The sequence below is a fragment of the Microbacterium sp. BH-3-3-3 genome (assembly GCF_001792815.1).
Classification (GTDB): Bacteria; Actinomycetota; Actinomycetes; order Actinomycetales; family Microbacteriaceae; genus Microbacterium.
Genome location: NZ_CP017674.1, coordinates 1,715,207 through 1,734,867 on the forward strand (window position 1 = coordinate 1,715,207; position 19,661 = coordinate 1,734,867).

Below are 19,661 nucleotides of genomic sequence, written 5' to 3' on the forward strand. Positions count from 1 at the left end.
AACACGGACGCGCCGGGCCGGGACGTGCGTCCCTGCCCGGCGCGGGGGCGAGTGTCTGCGCTCAGCCCGTGAAGGTCGCCGCGCGCTTGACGGGCGTCGCCGCGGGAGCAGTGACCGGGGCGATGCCGCTGGGGGCGGCGTCGGCGGTCACCTCGAAGCTGGCGGGCTCCGAGACGATGCTGAGGTCGCTCGCGGCCGCGATCAAGGCGTACCGGTCCACCACCGCGTAGGTGCTGTCCGGCTGAGGGATGTAGACGAACGACACGACGCCATCCGGCCCCGCAACGGCATCCGGTCCGACCAGGTCGCCGGTTGCCGCGTTGAAGACGAAGAGCGAGACGGACGCGCCCGGGGCGAACCCCGTGAAGCTGACAGAGACGCCACCCGCCAGGTAGTCGGAGAGCGAGATCGAGGGCGAACTCACCGATGAGGTGGGTCGAGGGACGACCGTCACCGTCGTCGAGGCGAGTGCGGACCCGCCTGCACCCGTCACCTCGACGGTGTGGACGCCGAGGCCCAGGCCGAGAGGAATGGAGGCTTCGCCGACGTAGGTGCCGTTGGCGTCGGCCGATTCCGCGCCGCCGTCGAGGGGGGCGGTCGGCAGCGGAGTCGCACCGTCGAGAACGAAGGTCAGACCGTCTCCCGGGGTCAGGCCATCGGCGGTCAACGTGAGGAGCCCCTCCTCCGTCACGGTCGACGAACTCGACGTCAGGGTCGCCGACGCGGCCTGTGCGGACACGGCGCTACCCAGTGCGACAGACGCGACGACGAGGGTGGTCGCCAGGAGAGCGGCCGAGCGCCTCAGCATCGCGCGAGGAGGAGATGACAGATTCGACATGCGGGTTCCCTTTCGAGGAATCGGGGCGAGACATCGTGAAGCAGGTGTCGACGCCGGCTGTGACGCCCAGGCGCAACGGGCATCTGCTTCACGGAGCCCGGTGCGTGAGCCTCCGCAGTAGACCACGCCGGATGCCGCCCTCTTCACCGGGTCCCGGTCCGGCGAAGCGGGTGAAAAACGCTGGCCGAGAACTCACCCCCGGCGGCGTGACTGCGCATGACGACGCGCGGCCCACCCCTCCGCTGCCCCGGCTACCGTGGCCGGTGTGACCCGCGCGCTCCGCTCCCTCGGCTTCCTCACCATCGGCCTCTTCGACCGCGACGACCCGCGCGCCGGGCACGAGACCACCCTGTCGATCATCGAGCGCGGCGAGCGCCTCGGCTTCGACAGCGCGTGGCTGCGTGATCGGCACCTGCAGTACGGCCTGTCCTCCCCCGTCGCGGTGCTCGCCGCGGCATCCCAGCGCACGAGTCGCATCCGGCTCGGAACCGCGGTCATCCCGCTCGGCTACGAGAACCCGTTCCGCCTCGCCGAAGACCTGGCCACCGTCGACGTGCTCAGCGGTGGACGCCTGGAGCCGGGCTTCTCGGTGGGTCCGCCGCGCCGGCTCGACGAGATCGCCGCCGCGCTGTACCCCGACACGTCCGACCACGAGGACTTCGGATACGGGCGCCTCGCGCGGCTCCGCCGCTTCCTCGCGGGCGAGGCCGTCAGCCCGTTCGCGGGCACCGAGGGCATCGAGGAGTATTCCGAGCGCATCGAACCGCACTCCGCGGGCCTCGCCGACCGGCTCTGGTACGGCGCAGGAAGCCCCACCTCGACGACCTGGGCGGCCGAGAACGGCTTCCACCTACTGACCAGCAGCGTCATCCAGTCGACGACGTCGACCGACTTCGACACCGAGCAGTACGCGCAGATCCGCCTGTACCGCGACACGCACGCCGACGGCCAGAACGCCCGCGTGTCACAGGGTCTCGTGGTGGTCCCCACCGACACGGCCACACCCGACCAGCGTCGGCGATACGAGGCCTACGCCGAGTCGCGGCGCGGGCGCGTCGGCATCCCCCAGGGTCCCCGCGGGCTGCTGTTCGCCGCCGACCTCGTCGGCACCTCGGAGCAGATCGCCGAGCAGCTGCAGGCGACGGCGTCGTTCGCCGAGATCGACGAGGTGGCCTTCGCCCTGCCGTTCGACCTCGCACCCGACGACTACGTGCAGATCCTCGAGGACATCGCGGGGCGGTTGGGGCCGCTGCTGGGGTGGAGCCCGACGCCGTGAGCCCCGCCGCGCCGCGAGCATAACCTCAGCGATACGCACAACCTCAGCCGGCATCCCCCGAACCGAACGGAGGTTGTGCACATCGCCGACCCTGCGCACACCCGCCGGCGCCGCCCCGCGCCACCTCGCGCGACGCCGGCACCGACCCTGCGCGCACCCGTGCGCCCCGCCTCAGCGCTGCCGCGACACCGCGCGCGCGAGGCGGGCCGCGGCCGTGCGCAGGTCGTCTTCGTCGGTGTCGCCGTAGGCCAGACGCAGGTGCCGGTCGGCGTCGGTTCCGGGGCCGGAGGCGAAGAACGACCCGCGCTGGTACTCCACGCCCTCGGCGCTCGCGTCGGCCGCGAGCCGGTCGGCATCGATCGCCTCATCGTTCAGCCGCGGCCAGAGGAACAGTCCGCCGTCGGGCACCGCGACGTCGAACACCCCCGGGGCCTCGGCCTCCAGAGCATCGGCGAGCGCCCGGGCGCGCGAGCGGTACAGCGACCGCGCCCGCTCAAGCACGCGGTCGAACAGCCCGGCGTCGCTCGTGAGCAGCTCGGCGATCACCGCCTGCACGAAGGTCGACGAGTGCGAGTCCTGGCGGCTGCGCAGGGCCACGGCATCCGGGACCAACCGCTCCGGCAGCACGACCCATCCCAGGCGCAGCCCTGGGCCGAGCGTCTTGGTGAAGGTGTTGACGTGGATGACGTGGTCGGAGTCGTGGAAGGGCGCGACCGACTCGGGCTCGCCGTGGAACCGCAGCTCGCGGTAGGGGTCGTCGGCGAAGACCACGAAGCCGTAGGTTTCGGCCAGGGCCACGAGTTCGCGACGGCGCTCGGTCGGCAACGATGACTGCGACGGGTTGTGGAACTCCGGCACCGTGTACACCGCGGCGGGGCGCGCTCCGTCGCGCAGCTGCGAGGCGAGCTCGTCGACGTCGAGCCCCTCGGCCCCGACGCGGATGGGCAGCACCCGCGCGTCGGCCAGCTCGAGGCCGCGCAGGAACAGCGGGAACACCGGGTTGTCGACGGCCACGAGGTCGCCGCGCTCGAGCACCGTCTGCACCGCGAGAGCGAGGCCGTGGAAACCGCCGTTGGTCACGAGCACCCGCTCCACGGCGACGCCCTCGCGCGCGGCGATCCACTCCCGCAGCGCCGGGATGCCCTCGGTGCGGGAGTACTGCAACGACGGCGCCCCGGGGGCGGCGAGCACGCGGGCCGTCGCCTCGGCGAGCTCGGCGGTCGGCAGCACCGACGGATCCGGGATGCCGCCGAGCAGCTCGATCGCATCGGGCCGACGGTCGCGCAGGGTCTGGTCACCGAAACCCTTCGGGACGGTGAACGCCTCGATGAGCGCGGGACGGGATGAGACGAGGAGGGTCATGACGACTCCGAGGGTCGGGCCAGGGCGGCCAGGGGACGGGGGATGGCCTCGACGAGCGCCCGCGTGTACTGCTCGCGCGGGTGCGAGAGCACGTCGGCGACGCGGCCGGCCTCGACGACCCGACCGTCCTTGAGCACCGAGACGGTGTCGGCGATCTGCCGGACCAGCGCGAGGTCGTGCGAGACGAAGAGGTACGTGAGACCGCGCTCGCGCTGCAGGCGGCGGAGCACCTCGAACACCCCGGCCTGCACGGTCACGTCGAGGGCCGAGGTCGGCTCGTCGAGCACGATGACGTCGGGCTCGAGCACCAGGGCACGGGCGATGGCCACGCGCTGGCGTTGTCCGCCCGACAGCGCGTCGGGGCGACGGCGAGCGAGCTCGGGCGGCAGGCCCACGGCATCCAGTGCCTCGGCCACCCTGGTCGAACGCTCCGCGCGCGTGCCGACGCGGTAGCGATCGAGCGGTTCGCGCACGATGCGCGCGACGCTCCAGGTGGGGTCGAGCGAGGTGAAGGGGTTCTGGTACACCAGCTGCAGGTGGCGACGGATGCCGCGCAGTTCCTGCTCCGTGCGGCCCGTCACCGCCTTCCCGTCGACGAGGATCTCCCCGGCGTCGGGGCTCTCCAGCCCCAGGAGCAGGCGGACCGTCGTGGTCTTGCCGGAGCCGGACTCTCCGACGAGGGCATGGGTCGTCCCGGCCGGAACGCGGAACGACACCCCCGACACCGCGGGGCGCGGCGTCCCGTCGACGACGAAGCTCTTCGACACGTCGCGGACGTGGATGCGGGCCGACGCGGTGTCGGTGGTCCACTCGTCGACCCCGCGGTCGACGACGTCGCCGCGGTAGCGGTCGGGGTTCAGCGCGGGCGCATCGGCCTGCAGCTGCACTGTGTACGGCGAGGTCGGCGCGGCGAAGACGGTGCGGGTCGAGCCGGCCTCCTGCACGCGTCCGTCTTTGAGCACGACGATCTCGTCGGTGCGCTCGGCGGCGATCGCCAGGTCGTGCGTGATGAGCAGCAGACCGATGCCGTCCTCGGTGCGCAGGTCGTCGAGCAGGTCGAGGATGCGCTTCTGGATCGTCACGTCGAGCGCGCTGGTGGGCTCGTCGGCGACGAGCAGCTCGGGCCGCGGCAGCACGGCGAGCCCGATGAGCACGCGCTGCAGCATGCCGCCCGACAACTGGTGCGGGTACGAGTCGTAGACGCGGGCGGGATCGGGCAGGCCGACGCGGGCGAACACGTCGAGGCTCGCCGCGCGCTGCGCGCGGGCGTCGGCGAGACCGGCCAGGGCGGCCGCCTCGCGCGCTTGCGACCCCACCGTGCGCACGGGGTTGAGCGCGTGGGCGGGGTCCTGCGGCACGAAACCGATCCGGCGCCCGCGGTACGGCCGGAACCGCGCCTCCGAGAGATCGAGCAGATCGTCGCCGGCGAACGCCACGCGTCCGCGCGCCCGGCCCGTGCCGCGCGGGAGGAGCCGGAGCACCGAGCGCGCGATAGTCGACTTGCCCGAGCCCGACTCCCCGATGAGGGCGAGGCTGCCGCCGCGCGGGATCGAGAACGACACGTCGTGCACCACGGGGGTGCGGCCGTACGAGACCGAGAGATCCTGCACGCGCAGCAGCGGCGGAGTCGCCACGACCGTCTCGGGGTGAAGCGCGAGGGTGGTGGTCATGACGTCCTCCGGAGCCAGCGGCTGATGCGGTTGATCGACAGCACGGTCGCCACGGTCACCAGGGCGGGCCAGACGACCAGCCACGGCGCCCGGGGGTAGTCCTTGCCTGCCGAGATGAGCAGACCCCAGTCGGATGCCGGGGGCGGATCGCCGTAGCCGAGAAAGGCGAGCCCCGCGATGACGAGGATCGACAGGCCGAATTGCAGCACCGCGAGCGGAACGAGCGAGCGCGAGGCGTTGGGCAGCACGTGCCGGAACAGCACGTGCAGGTTCGAGCCGCCCTGCAGACGCGCGGCCTCGACGAAGACTGAGGAGCGCACCCGCAGCACCTCCGCCCGCATGACGCGCGCGAACACCGCGACGGCCGACACCCCGGTGGCGATCGCGGCGTTGATGGTCTGAAAGCCCAGCGAGCTGACGATCACGACGGCGAGCAGGAACGCGGGGATCGCCAGCAGCACGTCGACGAAGCGCGCCAGCACGACGTCGGTCCACGACCCGAGGAAGCCGGCGAGCAGACCGATGAGTCCACCGACGACCACCCCGATCGTCACGGCGACGAGGGCACTGGTCACCGACGACTGCGCGCCGAAGACGATGCGCGCGAACAGGTCGCGACCGAGGTGGTCGGTGCCGAGCACGTGCGCGGCGCTGGGGCCCTGCAGCTTGTCGGCGGGGACTCCCTGCGCGGGGTTCTGGGTCGTGAACAGCGTGGGCGCGAGCGACCAGGCGAGCACGACGGCCACGACGACGAACGACACGATCACGCCGATCGGAACGGAGAGACGGATGCCGCGCACCCGGGCGATCGTCGCCCGCGGCGCGAGGAGCGATGCGGCGGTCATACGATCCCCACCTCCTCGCGGAGCAGCGGCGCCGGGTCCTCGCGCGAAGCGCTGACGGCCGGGCGCCCGGACGGACCCACCGAGACGCGGGGGTCGAGCAGGGGGTACGCGAGGTCGGCGACAAGGTTCACCACGACGAACACCACGGCCGCGAGCGACACCACCGCCTGCAGCACCGGCAGGTCCTGGCTGGCGACGGCCGACTCGACGAGGGTGCCGATGCCGACGCGGCCGAAGATCGCCTCGGTGATGAGGGCGCCGCCGAGCAGCTCGCCGACGATCAACGCCAGCACCGTCACCGTCGGCAACGCCGACGGCTTGGCGAGGTGGCGCAGGAACAGCGCCCCCGACCGCAGCCCCCGCGATCGCGCGACGGCGACGTACTCCTGACGCGACTCGTGATCGAGCGAGGCGATGAGCACCTCCGCCAGTTGCGCCGACACGGGGATGCCGAGCGCCACCGCCGCGAAGAAGGTGCCCCACGGCGTCTCGGTGTCGATCATGCTGAACAGTCCGAGGCCGAACGCGAAGACGTGGATGAGCAGAAGGCCGATGACGAAGTTCGGCACCGACAGGAACAGCGACGGCAGCGAGCGGAGCACGCCCTGACCGAAGCGCGGGGGCAGGAACTGCGTCCCGTACGCGATGACGACGGCCAGCACGATCGCGACGAGGAGCGCGGCCGCCGCGAGGCTCAGCGTGGAGCCCAGGGCGTCGAACACCAGGGTGCCGACGGGCAGGTTCGACCGCAGCGAGACGCCGAGATCGCCCACCACGAATCGGCCGAGAGACGAGCCCAGCTGCACGTACCAGGGCTGGTCGAGCCCGTAGTAGGCGACGATGCGCGCGATGTCGTCCTCGGTGAACCCGTTGTCGGGGTTTCTCAGCGTGCTCGTCACGGGGTCGCCGGGCAGGATGCTGATCACGACGAACGTGAACAGGTACGCCAGCACGACGACGACGATCGCCTGACCGGTGCGCCGCAGGGCGAAACGGCCGTAGATGCGCAGCATGTTCTCTTCCTCTCTGTCTGACGCCGCGGGGACGGATGCCGTGCACCCGCCCCCGCGGCCGAGGTCAGTCGTTCAGCCAGGCGTCCAGGTAGTACGCGTAGGCGAGGCCGTTGTAGGTGACGCCGCTGACGTCGGGGGCCTGCACGTAGACGCGCTGCACGATCTGGGTGAGCGGGACGAAGTAGCCCTGATCGAGCACGTAGCCCTGCAGCTCGTCGGCCACCGCGGCACGGGCGTCGCGGTCGGTGGCCGTGGCGATGCGCGTGGCGAGGTCGTTGAGCGTGGCATCCGAGGTGCCGACCTTGAACCAGTCCTCGTCGCCCTTCTTCTGCGAGGTGAGCACCCCGGCGACGGTTCCGACGTCGACGAAGCTGCGGGTGATCTCGGTCGCCGGCACGGCGGCGTTGCCGATGACCTTCTGGCCGTAGGTCGGCACGTCGTACGTCTCGAGGTTCACCTCGAAACCGAGGGTCGTCAGCTGCTGGTCGACCAGTTCGTCGACCGACTGCGAGGCCTGGAGGTAGGGGTTCGGGTACAGCGTGAAGGAGAGCTTCTGGCCGTCCTTCGTGCGCACGCCGTCGGCGCCCTTCACCCATCCCGCCGCGTCCAGCAGGGATGCCGCCTCGTCGGGGTCGTAGGCGAAGTCGGCGCTGCGATCGGTCGCCTCGGGGACGGTGCTCTGGATGAGCGACTCGGCCGCGTGCCAGTCCTCGGTGTAGACGGTCGAGAGGATCTCGTCGCGGTCGATGCCGTGCTGCACCGCCTGGCGCACGCGCACGTCGTCGAACGGCGCCACCGTGGTGTTCAACGCGTAGCCGTTGACGAAGCCGAGGTAGCGCGGCGTCTCGACCGTCAGGCCCTCGCCCTTCAGCGCGTCGAGGTCCTGCGGGCTGGCGTTGTACGCGACCTGCGCCTGGCCCGACTCGACCGAGGCGGTGCGCAGCGAGGGCTCGGCCACCTGCTTGTAGGTGATGGTGTCGAGGTAGGCCGGGCCGTCGTGTCCGATCGCCTCGGGGCCCCAGTCGTAGTCGTCGCGCTTCTTCAGCACGACGCTGTCGCCGTCGGCGACCTTCTCGACGGTGAAGGGGCCGCTGCCGATGTCGTTCGTGAGGTCGGCCTGCTGGTCGGCGGGGAGGGCGAGCGTCGTCGGCGACAGCAGGATCGAGCCGTGGTACGCCAGCGTCGGGATGAAGCTCAGCGTGGGCGCCGAGAACGACACCGTCACCGTGGTGGCATCCACGGCTTCCGCGCCCTGGTAGTTGGCCGAGGGGAACAGGCCGATGCGGTTGATGCCCTCGTCGGGGCGGCCCTTCGCCCAGATGTCGATGTTCGCCACGACCGCGGCGGCATCCAGCGGCGTACCATCCGAGAAGGTCACGCCCTCTTTGAGGTGGAGGGTGAACTGGGTCTTGTCGGCGTTCTCGTCCCAGCTCTCGGCGATCCACGGGCTGAGGGCCCCCTCGGCGTCGACGTAGACGAGCTTGTCGGTCAGGTGACCCCAGATGTTGCCCTGGTAGCTCGAGATCGAGCTGTTGTTGGGGATCCAGGTGGCACCGAGCGAGTCGATGAGGAACACCAGGTCGCCGCCGGGCTTCGGGGTGGCGTCGGCGGACGGGGCGGCGGTCGAGGCCGCGCCGCAGCCGCTGAGCAGGATGGCTCCGACGGTGAGGGCGGAGGCGACGCCGAGCAGGCGTCGACGTGGGCGGGTGCGAATGGTCATGAGAATCCTCGAGCTGTGGGGAACGGGTTACAGGGCTTTTCCGGGGTTGAACAGGCCGGCCGGGTCGAGAGCGTCCTTGATCGCGAGCTGCGCCGCCCGCACGCGGGCGGCGAGCTCTTCGGCGGCGAGCGCGCGCTTGACCGTGCCGATGCCGTGCTCGCCGCTGACCGTGCCGCCCACGGCGAGGGCGGCACGCACCAGATCGTCGGCGGCGTCGTGCACCGCCGCGGGAACGACCGCCGGGTCGGCGTCGGCGGGGATGGGCAGGGTGACGACCGGGTGCAGGTTGCCGTCGCCGGCGTGGGCGACGGCGCTGACGGTCACGCCGTGGCGGGCTTCGATCTCGGGGAAGCCGGCGAAGATCTCGGCGATGCGCGATTTGGGCACGGCGACGTCGCCGCCGGCGAACCAGGAGCCGTCATCGAAGCGTCGGCCCGAGCGGCGCAGTTCCCAGAGCACCTCGGCATCGTCGTCGGTCTCGACCCGCACGCGGGCGCCGACGGCCTCGAGCGCGGCCGTCAGCTCGGCCGTCTGCTCGTCGATGCCGAACCCGTCGAGCTCGATGAGCAGCAGGGCCGCGCCGCGGACGCGGAGCCCGGAGTCGTTCGCCGCGTCGATGCCCTCGAGGGTGGGCTGGTCGAGGAACTCGATGACGCTGGGGCGCACGCGCGAGGCCGTGATCGCCCCGATCGCCGCAGCCCCCGCGGCCGTGGAGTCGGAGAACGCCGTCACCGTGCGCCGCGCGACGGGGAGCGGACGGATGCGCACGGTGGCGCCGACGACGATGCCGAGCACGCCCTCCGAGCCTACGAACAGCGAGACGAGGTCGAGCCCGGTGACGCCCTTGATCGAGCGGTGCCCGATCGAGACGAGGCTGCCGTCGGCGAGCACGACGTCGAGGGCCAGCACCGACTCGCGCGTGACGCCGTACTTCGCGCACCGCAAGCCGCCGGCGTTGGTGGCGATGTTGCCGCCGATGGTCGAGATGCGCCAGCTCGCGGGGTCGGGGGCGTAGAACAGGCCGAGAGGGGCGAGGCGCTCGTTGAGGGCGGAATTGAGCACGCCCGGTTCCACGACGGCGACCTCGTCGGCGGGCGACACCTCGACGATCCGGGTGAGTCGGTCGGTCGAGATCACGAGCTGGTCGGCGCCTGCCGTGGCACCGCCCGACAGGCCGGTCCCCGCACCGCGCGGCACGACGCTGACGCCGTGGCGGCCGGCGAGGCGCACGAGCTGCTGTACCTCGGCGACGGTGGACGGGAACGCGACCGCGGGCCCGTCCTGCACAGCGGTCCCGCGTCGCGGCGCAGTGCCGGCGTCGTGCCCGAAGGTCGCCGTGTCGGTCGAGGGAGGCCGCACGTCGATGTCGGCGGCATCGCGACGGGCGTCGTCGAGCAGGGCGGACAGGCCCGTGAACGGGGCGGTCGCGGTGGCAGCGCTCATCGGCGGACCTCTCGCAGTAGGGGACGGAGTTCAGCCGAACGTAGGGCGCGACGGCGTCGCGTTCATCTCGGACGACACGGGCCGTCGCGATGCGTCACCGACCGACACGCGCTGTCGCGCAGCGTCACAGTCGTGCGCTGCGCGGGAGCGGACGCTACTTTGCCCCGCCGTCCGCGATGGTCATCGCGCCGCGAAGCGTCGTGCGACGTCATGCTCACCCGAGACGGCGTGCGCGGACGCGAATGAGGGAGGCGCCGACCCCGACGCGATCGATGCGCGGCCCTGGGCGACGAACGCACGGTCGGCATCCACCGGTCCGGTGTCGCAGAGTGACGCGCCCACTCCGACCCGGGGCAACGGCTCGATCGTGGCCGACGGATCGACGACGAGAGCGGTCTCGAGAAGCAACAGACATCTCGGCGAAAAAGTCGAGTGCACTGTACACAGCGGTGACTGTGGAGCCCGCGACGGAGCTTCTACGCTCGCCGCAAGTCAACCACTTGTAGGGCAGACCTCACCAGATCCACCGATTTTGCCGACCGAGAGGGTCGGCCATCGGCCGCAAAACGGTCGGCGCCGACATTGACTCACCATTCAACCATTACGGAGAAATGATATGAGCAACTCGAACAGTCAGAACTGGAACAAACCCGTGTCGCCTGAGACCTCAGCTGGTTTCGTCGGCGCCAACCCGAAAGCAAAACAACTGCGTTCTCGACACGTGACGATGATAACACTGGGCGGCATCATCGGCGCAAGCCTTTTCGTGGGTTCCGGGAATGTCATCCGCACCGTGGGGCCCGCTGCAATCCTGTCGTACCTCGTCGGAGGCCTGCTCGTCTTCCTCGCAATGCGAATGCTGGGCGAGATGGCGGCATCTCGGCCCGCAATCGGCTCGTTCATGGAATACGCGCGGGTGGGGCTCGGCAACTGGGCCGCCTACCTGGTGGGATGGCTCTACTGGTATTTCTGGGTCGGCGTCCTCGCGTACGAAGCAGTGTTGGGTGGCGAGACCATGGCCGGCTGGTTCCCCGCCGTCCCCTCGTGGGCCTGGTCACTCTTCCTGATCGCGCTGTTCGTGATCTCGAACGTCATCTCCGTCCGCATGTTCGGCGAGGTGGAGTTCTGGCTCGCCAGCATCAAGGTGCTCGCGATCATCGTGTTCCTCGGCGCGGGCCTGTTGTTCGCGTTCGGTCTCTGGCCGGATTCCGAGGCGTCGGTGTCGAATCTCTGGGAGCACGGCGGTTTCGCGCCGAACGGACTCGGCATCGCGTTCACGGGCATCGCTCTGGTGATCTTCTCCTACTTCGGCACGGAGATCGCGGTGATGGCGTCGGCCGAATCCGAGGATCCTGCGAAAGGCATCCGTCACGCGTCGAGCACGATCATCTGGCGGATCCTGTTGTTCTTCGTCGGCTCGGTGCTCGTCATTGTGACCGTCGTCCCGTGGAACGAACTGCCCGCGCCGACAGACGTGGCGAGCGCCCCGTTCACCTACGCGCTCGAGCGAATCGGCATCCCCGGCGCGAGCATCATCATGCAGCTCGTCATCTTCACGGCTGTCATCTCCGTGCTCAACTCCGGCCTGTACTCCGCATCGCGCATGTTCGCGGCCCTCGCCGAGCAGGGGTTCGCGCCGAGGTTCGTCGCGAAGAAGTCGAGGAACGGCGTGCCGATCATGGCCCTGCTCGCATCGACCATCGGCGGGCTCATCGCGACTCTCGTCAACTTCGTGGCTCCCGGGTCGGGGATCTTCGACTTCATCATGAACTCCGCGGGACTCGTCGCACTGTTCGTCTACGTCTTCATCGCACTCACGCAGTGGCGACTCCGCCAGAAGATGACGTCGGAGGAGAAGGCCGGTCTGAAGCTCAAGGTGTGGGTACACCCGTGGCTGAACATCCTCCTGATCCTGTGCATCGCCGCAGTGATCGTCGTCATGCTGACGACCGAAGCCGGCCGCACCCAGGTGTGGACCAGCCTCGTTGCCACCGGCGTCCTCGTGCTCTTCTGGCCGCTCGTCCGCCGCAACCTGGCGCATCGACGTTCACCGGAAGCGCACGACACGGGTTCCTCTTCCTGAGCGCGCCCTGACGCCCTTCGTCGCCGACCTGATTCCTGGGCTGGGCCGCACTTCACCCAGGAATCAGGTCACGACCCCGAGCATCGGAAGAAGACGAGGCTCCGACGCCCTGCTGCCGGGCGGCGTTCTGAGCTCGTGCCCGTTCATGACGCCGCGAGGCGATATGTGACGACACGCATTGAGGCTCGCCCCGCGCCCGGCGACAGTGATCAGCACCCCGCCTCACAGAAGGAGCCCCCGATGTCGGACCGCATCCACCTCGCCGTCGCCCTGGACGGCGCCGGCTGGCACCCGGCCGCCTGGCGCGAGCGCACGGCGCGGCCCGCCGAGCTGACGTCGCCGGCGTACTGGCGCGCGCTCGCCCGCACGGCCGACGACGCGGGCCTGCTGCTCGCGACGATCGAAGATGCGCTGAGCCTCGGCGGCCGTTCCTTCGAGCAGGATGCCGAGACCCGGCGCGACCTCGTGCGGGGGCGCCTCGACGCGGTGCTGGTGGCGTCGTTCCTCGCACCGGTCACGCGCCGCATCGGCCTCGTGCCGACGGCGACCACCACGCACCCCGAGCCGTTCCACCTCGCCACGGGGCTGCAGACCCTCGACCACGTCAGCCGGGGCCGCGGGGGCGTGCGTCTGGTGGCGGGTTCCACCGCGCAGGAGCGCGCGAACTTCGGGCGCCGCGCCGACGGACCCACGGGTCTGCCGGCATCCGGGCGCGTCGAAGACGACCCGGCGCTGCTCGCCGCCTTCCGCGAGGCCGGCGAGGTGGCCGACGTCATCCGCCGTCTCGCCGACTCGTGGGAAGACGACGCGATCGTGCGCGACCTCGCGTCGGGGAAGTTCCTCGACCGCGACCGCGTGCACAACGTCGACTTCGAGGGCGAGTTCTTCTCGATCACCGGCGCCTCGATCGTGCCGCGCTCCCCCCAGGGACAGCCGCTCGTCACCGCTCTCGCCCACCAGAGCGTGCCCTACCGCTTCGCCGCGGAGCACGCCGACCTCGTGTTCGTGACGCCCGCCGACGCGGCCGCGGTCCACGGGATCCGCAGCGAGCTGGCCGAGGCCGCCGACGCGGCGCGCACGCTCGACGAGCCCCTGCGCGTCTTCGCCGACCTGCTCGTGCTCGTCGAAGAGACCCCCGCCGCGGCCGCCGCCGTCTGGAACCGCCTGCAGGAGCGCGCGCCGCTCACCACCGACGCCCGCGTGGTCGTGGGCACCGCAGACGACGTCGTGGACGAGATCCGCGCCCTCGCCGACGCCGGGGTCGACGGTGTGCGCCTGCGTCCCGCCCGCCTCCCGGCCGACCTCGAGGCCATCGCCGACCGGGTGATCCCGCGGGCGGCGAGCGCCGGCATCCTGCTCCCCGACGACGGCGCGCCCACCCTGCGCGAGCGCGTCGGACTCCCCCGTCTCGCCAGCCGCTACGCCCGTCAGGAGGTCGGCGCATGACCCGCCGCCGGATCCATCTCGCCGCCCACTTCCCCGGGGTGAACAACACGACCGTCTGGACCGACCCGGCCGCGGGCAGCCAGATCGACTTCTCGTCGTTCGAGCACTTCGCCCGCACCGCCGAGCGCGGCTTCTTCGACTACCTGTTCCTCGCCGAGGGGCTGCGGCTGCGCGAGCACCGCGGGCAGCTGCACGACCTCGACGTGGCGGGACGCCCGAACACCCTCGCGATCCTCACCGCCCTGGCCGCCGTCACCGAGCACATCGGCCTGGTCGGCACGCTCAACACGACGTTCAACGAGCCGTACGAGCTCGCCCGCCAGCTCGGCACCCTCGACCTGCTCTCGGGCGGCCGTGCGGGGTGGAACGCCGTGACCAGCTCCGACGCGTTCCACGGCGCGAACTTCCGCCGCGGCGGCTACCTCGACCACGCCGACCGGTACGTGCGGGCCTCCGAGTTCGCCGAGCTCTCGAAAGCGCTGTGGTCGTCGTGGCGCGACGACGCGATCGTGGCGGATGCCGAGACCGGGGCGTTCCTGCGCGACGACGCCATCGCGCGGGTACGGCACGAGACGCGGTTGTTCGACGTCGACGCGGTGTTCGACGTCCCCCGCTCCCCGCAGGGCCGGCCCGTGATCGTGCAGGCCGGCGACTCCCCCGACGGCCGCGACTTCGCCACCGCCCACGCCGACGTGATCTTCTCGCTGCACACCGCGTTCGACGACGCGCAGCAGTTCTACCGCGATGTGAAGGGTCGCCTCGCCGCCCACGGCCGCGACGAGGATTCGCTGAAGATCCTGCCCGCGGCGACCTTCGTGCTCGGCGACACCGAGGCCGAGGCCCGCGAGCACTCGCGCGAGATCGCGCTCGCCCAGGTGCGGCCGCAGACCGCGATCACCTATCTCGAGCAGATCTGGAACCGCGACCTCAGCGGGTACGACGCCGACGGCCCCCTGCCCGACGTCGAACCCGACACGGGCGTCGAGACCGCGCAGGGCTTCGCCGGGCGCCACGCGGCGATCCGCGCCCGGGTGGGGCAGCTGCGCGCGCAGGCGACGGCCGAGAACCTCAGCATCCGCGAGCTCGTCATCCGCCTGACGGCGAACCACACCTTCGTCGGGACGCCCGAGCACGTGGCATCCGAGATCGACCGGTACGTGCAGGAGCGCGCGACCGACGGCTTCACGGTCGTCGGGCACGTCACCCCGCACGGCCTCGACGAGTTCACCGAGAAGGTCGTGCCCCTGCTGCAGGAGCGCGGGTCGTACCGCCGCTCCTACGACGAGGGCGCGACCCTGCACGACCTGCTGGGACTGCCGCCGGTGGTCGCGGGCGCTCCGGACACCCCCGGGCCGCACGACACCGCGACGGCCGCCGCGCGATGAGCGACCGGGCGGCGCGGCTCGTCATCGTCGGCGCGGGACCCCGCGCCGTGATGCTCGTCGAGCGCCTGCTCGCCCGACGCACGAAAGCCGCGACGCCGGCCCTGCACGTCACCCTCGTCGACCCGCACCCGCCCGGCGCGGGCCGCATCTGGCGGCGGGAGCAGTCACCCCTGCTCAAGCTCAACTCGATGGCGCGCGACGTCACGGTGTTCACCGACGAGTCGTGCACGATCGCGGGTCCTGTGCGTTCGGGACCGTCGCTCATCGAGTGGGCCGAGCGCGTGCGCGCGGGCTCGCTGCCCGATGTCGAGATCGACGATCCCGACCTCGCGACCGAGCTGCAGGCGCTCCGCGGCGACAGCTTCCCCACGCGCCGGCTGCAGAGCGTGTACCTCGACTGGTTCTGGCGGCGCACGGTCGCCATCGCGCCCCCGGGCGTCGAGGTGCGGTGGCACCGCGGCGCCGTGCAGTGGGTCGACGACACGGTCGACGGGTACGAGGTGGCGTTGGCCGACGGCATCCGTCTGCCCGCCGACATCGTCGTGTACGCCCTCGGCCACAACGGACGCGAGCCCGACGGTCAGACCCGCGATCTGCTCGCCGCGGCCGCCGACGCCGGGCTGACCTACGTGCCGCCGTCGTTCACCGCCGACGCCGACCTCTCGGTGCTCCGCCCCGGCGACGACGTCATCGTGCGCGGAATGGGCCTGGCGGCGGTGGATGCCGTCGTGCTGCTGGCCGAAGGACGCGGCGGCCGCTTCGCGCGTACCGCCGACGGCCGGCTGCGGTACGAGCCGTCGGGGCGGGAGCCGCGGCTGCACCTCGGCTCCCGCCGCGGGGTGCCGTACCGCTCGAAGGTGTCGTCCCAGGTGCAGGGCGAACCGCCGACGCGCGAGGTGCTGACCCCGGCCGCGATCGCCGACCTTCTCGCCCGTCCGGGCACGATCGACTTCCTCGACGACGTGTGGCCCCTCGTCGCGCGGGAGCTCGTGTGGGGGCACTACCGCGAGCTGTTCACCGGCCACCCCGAGCGGGTGACGACGACGTGGGCGGCCTTCCGCGTGACCCTGCCCGAAGTCGACGGGAACACGGCCGCCCTCCGCCGCGCGGTCGCCGCCGTCGTGCCCGACCCGCTCGACCGCTTCGACGTGCCCGCGCTCGACGTGCCGCTCGGCGACGAGGCGTTCGTCGACGCCGCCGACGTGCACCGGCGCGTGCGCCGCCACATCGCCGACGACCTGCAGCTGCGCACGACGCAGGAACGCAGCACCGCGCAGGCGCTGTTCCTTACGATCCTGCTGTCGTTCCTGGCCCTGGCCGACATCCCCACCGAGCGGTGGAGCGCCAGGTCGCGCGCCGTCGACCTCCCCGTGACCTGGCACACGTTCTTCAGCTACGTCGCCTCGGGGCCGCCCGCGCACCGCCTGGAAGAGATCGGCGCCCTCGCCGACGCCGGAGTCGTGCGCTTCCTGGGCCCCGAGGTGGCCGTGCGGATCGCGGACGGCCGCTTCGTGGCATCCTCTCCCCGCGTTCCCGGCGAGCTGGTCACCACCACCCTCGTCGATGCCTGGCTCCCCGGCAGCGGGGCCGCAGCGAGCGAGAATCCGGCGCTGCGCGAGCTGGCCACCCGCCACGGCCGCGAGGTGCAGGTCAGCGACGCGACGTTCACCGGGTCGCTCGGCCGCATCGACGTCGACGCCGACGGGCGGGTGGTCGCCCGCGACGGCTCCGTCCACGCGACGCTGTTCGCCCTCGGCCCCTTCACCTCGGCCATGGAGGCCGGGGCGTTCACGCGGCCCCACTCGAACGCCCTGCCCCTGCGCCAGACCGACCGGGTCGCGGGAGCGGTGGCGGATGCCGTGGCGTCGGTGCGCGTGCCGCGGCGCGCGACGGCCCCCTCTCGTTGAGTGTCCAAGACATGCCGCGCGTGCGATGGGCCGCGCGGCGTGTTGTGGACACTCAACGCTGGGGGCGGGTGCGAGGCGGGGCGAAGGCGGCGTCAGACGTGGAAGACCGCGTGCACGTCGCCGCCGAGCACCTCGCGGCCGCCCAGGCCGTCGATCTCGAGCAGCGTCGCGATGCCGATGACCTCGCTGCCGACGGCCTGGAGCAGGTCGCGACCGGCGCGCAGGGTTCCCCCCGTGGCGAGCACGTCGTCGAGCAGTAGCACGCGGGCGCCTGCGGCGTTGTCGTCGTGCATCTCGATGGTCGCCGAGCCGTACTCGAGGTCGTACTCGACCGCGGCGGCGGGTCGCGGGAGCTTCCCGGCCTTGCGGATCGGCATGAGCCCCACGTTCGCGACCATCGCCGCGGCGCCGGCCAGCAGGAAGCCGCGCGCCTCGACCCCCGCGACGGCGTCGAAGCGGCCGGCGAAGGGTTCGATCAACGCCTCGACGACGGTGCGCAGGGCCGCGGCATCCGTCAGCAGCGGCGTGATGTCGCGGAACACGATCCCCGGCTTCGGGTAGTCGGGGATGCTCGTGATGAGCGATTCAGCGCGGGCGAGAGCAGAGGCGTCGGGCACCGCCCCAGCCTAATCGCGGCGCTCCACCCCCGCCCTTCCCCTCGTTGAGTGTCCAGGACACGCCGTGCTCTCCCCACCGCGAGCGGCGTGTCTCGGACACTCAACGCCGGGCGCGGGGCGCCGGGCGCTGGGCGCCGGGCGCTGGGCGCGGCGCCGAGCGCCGCCCGCACGACGCCCACCCCCGCCGCCCGCATGACGACCGCCCGCCGCCCCGCGCGACACCCCTGTCGAGTGTCCAAGACACGCCGCGCACGGACCCGGGAGTGCGGCGTGTCCTGGACACTCAACGAGCAAGGGGCGCGAGGACATCGTCGAGACACAGGACTGCAAGCGCTTGCACTAACGTGGTCGCATGACTTTCACGCAGGAAGACGCGCGCTCCGACCTCGCCTCGGCGCCCGGCGCGGAGTGGTGGCGCACCGCCGTCATCTACCAGATCTACCCGCGCTCGTTCGCGGATGCGTCGGGCGACGGCCTGGGCGACCTGCCCGGTGTCACCGCTCACCTCGACGATCTGCACGACCTGGGGGTGGATGCCATCTGGCTCAGCCCCTTCCAGCGGTCACCGCAGAAGGATGCGGGCTACGACGTCGCCGACTACCGCGACGTCGACCCGATCTTCGGAACCCTCGCCGACTTCGACGCGATGCTCGCGGGTGCGCACGAGCGCGGCATCCGGGTCATCGTCGACCTCGTGCCCAACCACTCCAGCGATCAGCACGTGTGGTTCCAAGAGGCGCTGAAGGCCGCGCCGGGCAGCCCCGAGCGGGCGCGCTACATCTTCCGCGAGGGCAAGGGCGAGAACGGCGACCTGCCGCCGAACAACTGGGAGTCCGTCTTCGGCGGCGGCATGTGGAAGCGCGTGACCGAGGCCGACGGCACGCCGGGCCAGTGGTACCTCCACATCTTCGACGAGTCGCAGCCCGACTTCGACTGGACCAACGACGAAGTGCGCGCGGAGTTCCGCGACATCCTGCGCTTCTGGCTCGACCGCGGCGTCGACGGTTTCCGCGTCGACGTGGCGCACGGTCTCATCAAGGCCGAGGGCCTGCCCGACTTCACGCCCGACCCCGAGGGCGGCTCGATGGGCGGCGACGCCGCCGAGGTGCCGTACTGGGGCCAGCCGGGCGTGCACGACGTGTGGCGCGACTGGCACGAGGTGCTCGCCGAGTACGACGGCGACCGCGCACTCTGCGCCGAGGCGTGGCTGCCGACGGTGAAGCAGACGGCGCTGTGGGTGCGTCCCGACGAGATGCATCAGGCGTTCAACTTCCACTACCTCGAAACGAAATGGGATGCCGCGGCCCTGCGCGACGTGGTCACGGAGTCGATCGCGGAGTACACCGCCGTCGGCGCCCCGAGCACCTGGGTGCTCTCGAACCACGACGTCGTACGCCACGCCTCCCGCCTGGCGCTGACGGCCGAGAACCCGCAGGGCGCCGGCATCGGCCCGAAGTCCCCCGGCAAGCCCGACCCGGTGAAGGGCCTGCGCCGCGCCCGCGCCGCCACCTCGCTCATGCTGGCCCTGCCGGGCTCGTCGTACCTCTACCAGGGCGAAGAGCTGGGCCTGCCCGAGGTCATCGACCTGCCCGACGACGCCCGACAGGACCCGACCTGGTTCCGCACGAACGGCGAGCGCTACGGACGCGACGGATGCCGCGTGCCGATCCCGTGGACCGCCGACGCCCCCGCGTACGGCTTCAACACCACCGGCGAGGCCTGGCTGCCGCAGCCCGCAGAGTGGGCCGAGCTCGCGCACGACGTGCAGGTCGACGACCCCTCCTCCACCCTCACGCTCTACCGCGCGCTGCTCGCCGAGCGCCGCGCCCGCGGCCTGGGTGCGGGCGACATCGAGTGGCTCGACGGCTACGGCGACGACGTCGTGGCGCTGCGCAACGGCACGCTCACCGTGATCGCCAACCTCGGTGACGCCCCGGTCGAGCTGCCCGCGGGCGAGGTGCTCATCGCGAGCGGCCCCCTCGACGGCGAGCGCCTGCCCACCGACACGACCGTGTGGATCGCGGCGGCCTGAGCCGCCCGCATCCGCACCGATCCG

The 19,661-nt window shown here is 71.7% G+C and carries 14 protein-coding genes; 6 read left to right on the forward strand and 8 right to left on the reverse strand.

Features of this window, described 5'->3' with window-relative positions:
- Positions 1 to 61: 61 nt before the first annotated feature.
- Complete coding sequence (locus tag BJP65_RS07915; RefSeq protein ID WP_156784851.1) at positions 62 to 838, reverse strand: hypothetical protein; 777 nt, start codon at positions 836 to 838, stop codon at positions 62 to 64.
- 256 nt (positions 839 to 1,094) lie between these two features.
- Between BJP65_RS07915 and BJP65_RS07920 the strand changes: the two genes are divergently transcribed.
- Positions 1,095 to 2,114, forward strand: a complete 1,020-nt coding sequence (locus tag BJP65_RS07920; protein ID WP_070408763.1) for an LLM class flavin-dependent oxidoreductase — start codon at positions 1,095 to 1,097, stop codon at positions 2,112 to 2,114.
- A gap of 171 nt (positions 2,115 to 2,285) precedes the next feature.
- On the opposite strand, the gene BJP65_RS07925 is transcribed toward BJP65_RS07920, so the two are convergent.
- The 6 genes from BJP65_RS07925 to BJP65_RS07950 all read right to left on the reverse strand — a co-directional run bounded on the left by BJP65_RS07925 (position 2,286) and on the right by BJP65_RS07950 (position 10,167).
- Complete coding sequence (locus tag BJP65_RS07925) at positions 2,286 to 3,476, reverse strand: PLP-dependent aminotransferase family protein (RefSeq protein ID WP_070408764.1); 1,191 nt, start codon at positions 3,474 to 3,476, stop codon at positions 2,286 to 2,288.
- The gene (locus tag BJP65_RS07930; protein ID WP_156784852.1) at positions 3,473 to 5,146 is read right to left on the reverse strand and encodes an ABC transporter ATP-binding protein; all 1,674 of its coding nucleotides are present in this window, start codon (positions 5,144 to 5,146) and stop codon (positions 3,473 to 3,475) included. The genes BJP65_RS07925 and BJP65_RS07930 overlap by 4 nt, the downstream gene beginning before the upstream one ends.
- Positions 5,143 to 5,991, reverse strand: coding sequence for an ABC transporter permease (locus tag BJP65_RS07935; RefSeq protein ID WP_055832059.1), 849 nt, complete (start codon positions 5,989 to 5,991; stop codon positions 5,143 to 5,145). Before BJP65_RS07935 ends, BJP65_RS07930 begins: the two co-directional genes overlap by 4 nt.
- Positions 5,988 to 7,004 carry an ABC transporter permease gene (locus BJP65_RS07940; protein ID WP_070408765.1) on the reverse strand — a complete coding sequence of 339 codons (1,017 nt, stop codon included), beginning with the start codon at positions 7,002 to 7,004 and terminating at the stop codon, positions 5,988 to 5,990. The genes BJP65_RS07935 and BJP65_RS07940 overlap by 4 nt, the downstream gene beginning before the upstream one ends.
- 64 nt (positions 7,005 to 7,068) lie before the next feature.
- Entirely contained in the window at positions 7,069 to 8,724 is a 1,656-nt protein-coding gene (locus BJP65_RS07945) for an ABC transporter substrate-binding protein (RefSeq protein WP_070408766.1), read from the reverse strand.
- A 27-nt stretch (positions 8,725 to 8,751) separates the two neighbouring features.
- Positions 8,752 to 10,167 (reverse strand): FAD-binding oxidoreductase, encoded by a 1,416-nt coding sequence (locus BJP65_RS07950; RefSeq protein ID WP_070408767.1) that lies wholly within the window; start codon positions 10,165 to 10,167, stop codon positions 8,752 to 8,754.
- 616 nt (positions 10,168 to 10,783) lie between these two features.
- Here BJP65_RS07950 and BJP65_RS07960 point away from each other — a divergent pair.
- The 4 genes from BJP65_RS07960 (at position 10,784) to BJP65_RS07975 (ending at position 16,988) form a co-directional block, all read left to right on the forward strand.
- Positions 10,784 to 12,250, forward strand: a complete 1,467-nt coding sequence (locus BJP65_RS07960) for an amino acid permease (protein ID WP_070408769.1) — start codon at positions 10,784 to 10,786, stop codon at positions 12,248 to 12,250.
- 240 nt (positions 12,251 to 12,490) lie between these two features.
- Entirely contained in the window at positions 12,491 to 13,696 is a 1,206-nt protein-coding gene (locus tag BJP65_RS07965) for an LLM class flavin-dependent oxidoreductase (RefSeq protein WP_070408770.1), read from the forward strand.
- Positions 13,693 to 15,081, forward strand: coding sequence for an NtaA/DmoA family FMN-dependent monooxygenase (locus tag BJP65_RS07970; RefSeq protein WP_070408771.1), 1,389 nt, complete (start codon positions 13,693 to 13,695; stop codon positions 15,079 to 15,081). Before BJP65_RS07965 ends, BJP65_RS07970 begins: the two co-directional genes overlap by 4 nt.
- A complete protein-coding gene (locus BJP65_RS07975; RefSeq protein ID WP_070408772.1) occupies positions 15,078 to 16,988 on the forward strand; it encodes an FAD/NAD(P)-binding domain-containing protein in 1,911 nt (636 codons plus the stop codon). Before BJP65_RS07970 ends, BJP65_RS07975 begins: the two co-directional genes overlap by 4 nt.
- Before the next feature lie 92 nt (positions 16,989 to 17,080).
- Here the strand turns inward: BJP65_RS07975 and BJP65_RS07980 are convergent, their stop codons facing one another.
- A complete protein-coding gene (locus BJP65_RS07980) occupies positions 17,081 to 17,605 on the reverse strand; it encodes an adenine phosphoribosyltransferase (protein ID WP_070408773.1) in 525 nt (174 codons plus the stop codon).
- A 352-nt stretch (positions 17,606 to 17,957) separates the two neighbouring features.
- Between BJP65_RS07980 and BJP65_RS07985 the strand changes: the two genes are divergently transcribed.
- Positions 17,958 to 19,637: a glycoside hydrolase family 13 protein gene (locus BJP65_RS07985; RefSeq protein WP_070408774.1), complete on the forward strand. Its 1,680-nt coding sequence runs from the start codon at positions 17,958 to 17,960 to the stop codon at positions 19,635 to 19,637.
- Positions 19,638 to 19,661: the final 24 nt, after the last annotated feature.

What these genes read in the sequence shown, in the direction of transcription:
- BJP65_RS07915 (WP_156784851.1), bottom strand. Translation starts at nt 838, where the DNA reads ATGTCGAATCTGTCATCTCCTCCTCGCGCGATGCTGAGGCGCTCGGCC.
- BJP65_RS07925 (WP_070408764.1), bottom strand. Translation starts at nt 3,476, where the DNA reads ATGACCCTCCTCGTCTCATCCCGTCCCGCGCTCATCGAGGCGTTCACC.
- BJP65_RS07930 (WP_156784852.1), bottom strand. Translation starts at nt 5,146, where the DNA reads ATGACCACCACCCTCGCGCTTCACCCCGAGACGGTCGTGGCGACTCCG.
- BJP65_RS07935 (WP_055832059.1), bottom strand. Translation starts at nt 5,991, where the DNA reads ATGACCGCCGCATCGCTCCTCGCGCCGCGGGCGACGATCGCCCGGGTG.
- BJP65_RS07940 (WP_070408765.1), bottom strand. Translation starts at nt 7,004, where the DNA reads ATGCTGCGCATCTACGGCCGTTTCGCCCTGCGGCGCACCGGTCAGGCG.
- BJP65_RS07945 (WP_070408766.1), bottom strand. Translation starts at nt 8,724, where the DNA reads ATGACCATTCGCACCCGCCCACGTCGACGCCTGCTCGGCGTCGCCTCC.
- BJP65_RS07950 (WP_070408767.1), bottom strand. Translation starts at nt 10,167, where the DNA reads ATGAGCGCTGCCACCGCGACCGCCCCGTTCACGGGCCTGTCCGCCCTG.
- BJP65_RS07960 (WP_070408769.1), top strand. Translation starts at nt 10,784, where the DNA reads ATGAGCAACTCGAACAGTCAGAACTGGAACAAACCCGTGTCGCCTGAG.
- BJP65_RS07965 (WP_070408770.1), top strand. Translation starts at nt 12,491, where the DNA reads ATGTCGGACCGCATCCACCTCGCCGTCGCCCTGGACGGCGCCGGCTGG.
- BJP65_RS07970 (WP_070408771.1), top strand. Translation starts at nt 13,693, where the DNA reads ATGACCCGCCGCCGGATCCATCTCGCCGCCCACTTCCCCGGGGTGAAC.
- BJP65_RS07975 (WP_070408772.1), top strand. Translation starts at nt 15,078, where the DNA reads ATGAGCGACCGGGCGGCGCGGCTCGTCATCGTCGGCGCGGGACCCCGC.
- BJP65_RS07985 (WP_070408774.1), top strand. Translation starts at nt 17,958, where the DNA reads ATGACTTTCACGCAGGAAGACGCGCGCTCCGACCTCGCCTCGGCGCCC.